The organism is Corallococcus sp. CA053C (assembly GCF_003611675.1).
GTDB lineage: Bacteria > Myxococcota > Myxococcia > Myxococcales > Myxococcaceae > Corallococcus.
This window is the reverse complement of record NZ_RAWA01000758.1, coordinates 1-1,630: the sequence shown is the minus strand read 5'-3', so window position 1 is coordinate 1,630 and position 1,630 is coordinate 1. Positions and strand designations below refer to the sequence as shown.

Here is a 1,630-nt window from a genome sequence, read left to right as displayed (position 1 = left end):
CATACGCGGCCACGTGCCCCGACCCCGCCGACACGAGCTCCACGTCCACGGCCCTCAGGCCCTGGGCCTGCATGTTGCCGCTGCCGTCCAGGTGAGCCCCGAGTCGATTGGTGACCCCCGTGAGCGTCATGCTCCCGGAGCCATCCGTGTTGGCGCGCACGAGCTTCGCCGCGCCGGACCAGGTCAGCCTCCCCGAGCCGGTCTGGGTGAAGTCCACCCACTCCGCCAGCTGCGAACCGGCCGAGCACAGCTCCATGTCTCCGGAGCCGCTGAGCTTCGCGTCCAGGGTGCGGACGCCGCCGCAGAAGTGCAGCGCGCCGGAGCCCTTCGCCACCAGTCGCACGTCCTCGCGCACCTTCTCGAAGCCCTCCACCCGCAGGGTCCCGGAGCCGTCTTGAATCGCGCCCACCATGCGCGGCACCAGGACCTCCACGCGCGCGGGGCTCGTGGGCGTGAAGGAACCGTCGGTCTCGATGACGAGCGTCTCACCGGACTTCACGTAGGTGCGCACGTGTGACTGGAGGTTCGCGTCGATGGTGACCTTCACGTCCGCCGCCTCGCCCTCGCGCACCACCACGTCCAGCGAGCCGCGGTTCTCCACGAGGAGGAAGCCCTCCGCGATGCGCGCCTCCGTCACGGTGTTGCCGTCCCCTCGCACGTCGTCGGTGTAATAGCAGCCGGACGTCATCAGCCCTGCCGCGAGCACTCCCACCACTGCACGCTTCCACATGGTTCTCTCCGGGTACATGACGAGGTCCTCGCGTTAGAGCTGCACGCCCAGCAGCACGCCCGGCCACACGCGCACGTTCGTACGGCCGCGGTCCGCGGAGCTGCGCCACTCGGGCCCGATGCCCAGTTCCATCCACCGGTCGCCGTTGTCCCAGGTGACCAGCGTGTTGCCGACGACGCCGCCGATGAGCGCGAACCGCTTCGCCACCTGCCAGCCCGCGACCAGCCGCAGCTGCCCGAGCACGTTCATGCCATCGCCGTCCCGGAAGAGGTTGTCGGCGTGGACGGTGCTGCCCACGAGGTCCAGGTCGAAGAACAGCGGCCCCTTCGGGATGTGCGTGCCGAAGCCCAGGCCCGCCACGTAGCGGCGGCGGTGCGTGTCGGTGCCGGGGTTGAAGCCCAGCGTCAGCAGCGTGTGGAAGTGCTCGCTGCCGAACTTCGCCGCGACGTTGGTGTACGCGATGTCGCTGGCCCACAGCTGCACGTTCGCCTGCCCGTTGCCGATGAAGCTCAAGAGGCCCAGGGCCTCGCCGTCGGAGTGGCCCGCCACGTTGATCAGCCCCAGCTGCAACCCGTCCATCTTCCCCGCGACGTTGACGAGCCCCACCTGCGCGCCGTCCACGTCCCCACCCACGTTGAGCAGCGACACCTGTGCGCCTCGCATGTCCCGCGCGAAGTTGAGGCCCGAGGAGGCCTGGAGGCCCGTGAAGGACGAGGCCACGTTGCCGCCCACCGCGGCCTGGACACCCTTCATCGGCGCGGCGGCGATGTTCGCGCCCACCGTGAACTGACCGCCCACGCCGCCCGCGCCCGCGATGTTCGCGCCGACGGAGAACTGCCCGCCCGACAGCGCCCCACCCGCGATGTTGCCGCCCACCGAGAGCTGCCCGCCCGACATCCC

Annotated in this window: 1 protein-coding gene and 1 pseudogene; both read right to left on the bottom strand. The window is 70.4% G+C overall.

From position 1 onward, the window contains the following. Positions 1–730, bottom strand: a 730-nt coding sequence (locus D7V97_RS42890; protein WP_158623575.1) for a DUF2807 domain-containing protein, incomplete at its 3' end; no start/stop codon positions are given. A 33-nt stretch (positions 731–763) separates the two neighbouring features. Next, a pseudogene (locus tag D7V97_RS42885) lies at positions 764–1,630 on the bottom strand (hypothetical protein); the annotation flags it as partial.